This is a genomic window from Micromonospora sp. NPDC047753, assembly GCF_040642735.1.
Taxonomy (GTDB): Bacteria; Actinomycetota; Actinomycetes; order Mycobacteriales; family Micromonosporaceae; genus Micromonospora.
The window spans coordinates 1-2,783 of sequence record NZ_JBEYSL010000690.1; the positions used below are offsets into that span (position 1 = coordinate 1).

A 2,783-nucleotide genomic window follows, 5' to 3' on the forward strand; every position below is an offset into this window, starting at 1 on the left:
ACGCCACGAAGTCGGTGAAGGTGTTCTTCTTGGCCAGCAGCTTGCCCTGGTCGTACCACCGTCGGCCCAGTTCACCGCCGCCCCGGGTGTGCGCCACCGCGAAGACCACACCCCGGTCCAACAGGGACAGCCGGGCCACCGAGAACCACGGGTCCATGCTGGCCTCGTAGGAGCCGTAGCCGTACAGCTCGCAGGGCGCCGAGCCGTCCCGGGGGGTGCCGACGCGGCAGACCAGTGAGATCGGCACCCGGGTGCCGTCGTCGGCGAGCGCCCAGTCACGGTGCTGCTCGTACTCGGCCGGGTCGTACGGTCGCCCGTCCGGACCGGGCAGCACCGGCTTCTGCTTGAGCAGCACCATCTGCCGGGTGACCAGGTCGTAGTCGTACACCGAGTCGGGGGTGATCAGCGAGGAGTAGCGCAGCCGGACCTGGCCGGTGCGGTACTCCGGGTTGGCGTCCAACCCGACGCTGTAGAGCGGCTCGGGGAAGTCGATGTCGTACCCGTCGTCACTGCCCACCGGCAGCACCCGCAGCCCGGTGAGCCCGTCGGTGCGCAGCGACACCACCAGGTGGTTGGCGAAGGCGTCGACGGCCTCCAGTCGGGTGCCGGGGGTGTGCTCGATCAGCGGCACCCAGTCGCCCGGTACGTCCGCCGAGGTGAACGCCAGCGCGAAGTCCTCCGCGCCGTCGTTGTGCAGGATCAGGAAACGGTGGCCGTGGTGCTCCACCGTGTATTCGACGCCCTGTCGGCGGGGGGCGATCACAGCCGGCGCGCCGGTCGGGTTGCCGGCGGGGATCACCAGCACCTCGCTGGTCACCTTGCTGTGCACGTCGATGAGGATGAACTTCTCCGACCGGGTCAGCTCCACCCCCACCCAGAACCGCTCGTCGTCCTCCTGGTGGACCACCACGTCGTCGGCGGCGGCGGAGCCGATGGTGTGCCGCCAGACCCGGTTCGGTCGCCAGGCGTCGTCCACTGTCACGTAGAACAGCACCGAGGCGTCCGACGACCAGGCGGTGCCGTAGAACGTGTCAGGCACCTCGTCCGGCAGCAGCTCGCCGGTGGTCAGGTCCTTCACCCGCAGGGTGAACCGCTCGTCACCGGAGAAGTCGGTGGAGTAGGCCAGCCAGCGACCGTCCGGGCTGACGTCGAACGCGCCGAGCGAGAAGAAGTCGTGCCCCTCGGCCAGCAGGTTGCCGTCGAGCAGCACCTCCTCGCCGTCGAGCGGGGCGCCGTCCGCGCTGACCGGCGGGTCGGTCTCACCGTCGCGGACCGCCCGGCGACACTGCACTCCGTACTGTTGTCCCTCGACCGTCCGGGTGTAGTACCAGTGCCCGCCCTTGCGGGTCGGCACTGACAGGTCGGTTTCCTGGGTGCGTCGGCGAGTCTCCTCGAACAGGTCGGCCCGCAGGTCGGCCAGGTGTGCGGTGCGCGCGTCGGTGTACTCGTTCTCGGCGGTCAGGTAGGCGATCGTCTCCGGGTCGTCCTTGGCGGCGAGCCAGGCGTACTCGTCGACGACGGTGTCGCCGTGGTGGGTGCGCTCGCTGGGCACCCGCTTCGCCGCGGGCGGGGCAGTCTCGGTGGTCACGGCGGCCACGTTACCGGCCGGCAGCCGCAGCGCGCCGGACCAGCGGCATCCCGATACTCGCCGCCACGGCTTTCGAACACATGTACGATGGCCGGCATGGCGGCAGCAGCGAGTTCCCTAGGCCGGTCCGGAGCCCTCGAGATCACCCGGCGGTTGGCGGCGATCTGCGGTCCGCCGTTCTCCCGGCTGGCCGGGCCCGCCGACGAGGTGGCGGGGCGACCGGCGCGCTGGGTCGCCGTCCCGGGCGGCCCGCACGCCGCCGCCGAGGTGCTGCGGCTGGCCGCCGTGCACGATCTGACTGTGGTGCCCCGAGGCGCGGGCACGAAGATCGATTGGGGCGCCGCCCCCGTTCAGGTCGACATCCTGCTCGACACCGGCCGGCTGGCCGGCATCGGTCACGAGCCGGTCGACTCGCTCGTGGCCGACGTGGGTGCCGGCACTCCACTGCGGGCGGTGCAGGCCACCCTGGAGCGCACCGGGCAGCGGCTCGCCATGGACGCCCCCTCACCCGGCGCGACACTGGGCGGTGTGCTCGCCGCCGGCGAGGCCGGCCCGCTACGCCACCGCCACGGCAGCCCCTGCGACCAACTGCTCGGTGTGCGTTACCTCGCCGCTGACGGCGAGCTGATCAGCATCGGCGGCGGCGCGCCCGGGCTCGACCTGGCCCGCCTGCTCTGCGGCTCCCAGGGCGCGCTCGGCGTGCTGGTGTCGGCGAGCCTGCGGGTGCAGCCGGTGCCGGCGAGCAGGCTCTGGGTGTCCCGCCCGGTGTGGACGCCGTTGGAGGTGCACGACCTGGTCCGGACGATCCTCGCCGCTCGGCTGGAGCCGTCGGCCATCGAGCTGGACCTGCCCGGGGGCACCCCCCGCCCCCGTACGTCGTACCCGCCCGGTCACCCGGCCGCCACCGCCCGGGAGCGCCACCCGTCGATGTCCGGCCGGGCTGGTGCGCCGTCCCGGGCTGGGAGCCTGGTGGTGCTGCTGGAGGGCGGCCCCGCCGACGTCAATGAGCGCGCCGAGCGGTTGGTCGGGCTGCTGCACGGGGAGGCGACGATCGCCCACTCAGCGCCGACGTGGTGGCGCCGCTACCCGTTCGCGCCCGGTGACACGGCGCTGCGACTGGAGGTGCCGATCGGCGACCTGCACGCGGCCGTCTACGCGCTGCGCGACGCGGCCGGAGCGCCGGTGCCGGTGCGCG

General features: G+C 72.9%; 2 protein-coding genes. One reads left to right on the forward strand and one right to left on the reverse strand.

Annotated features, from left to right (window positions below; all coding sequences use genetic code 11):
- On the reverse strand, positions 1-1,588 hold a 1,588-nt coding region (locus ABZ749_RS33235), incomplete at its 3' end, for a prolyl oligopeptidase family serine peptidase (RefSeq protein ID WP_357234916.1).
- Positions 1,589-1,684: 96 nt separating this feature from the next.
- Here ABZ749_RS33235 and ABZ749_RS33240 point away from each other — a divergent pair.
- The coding region (locus ABZ749_RS33240) for an FAD-binding oxidoreductase (protein WP_357234918.1) at positions 1,685-2,783 on the forward strand (1,099 nt) is incomplete at its 3' end.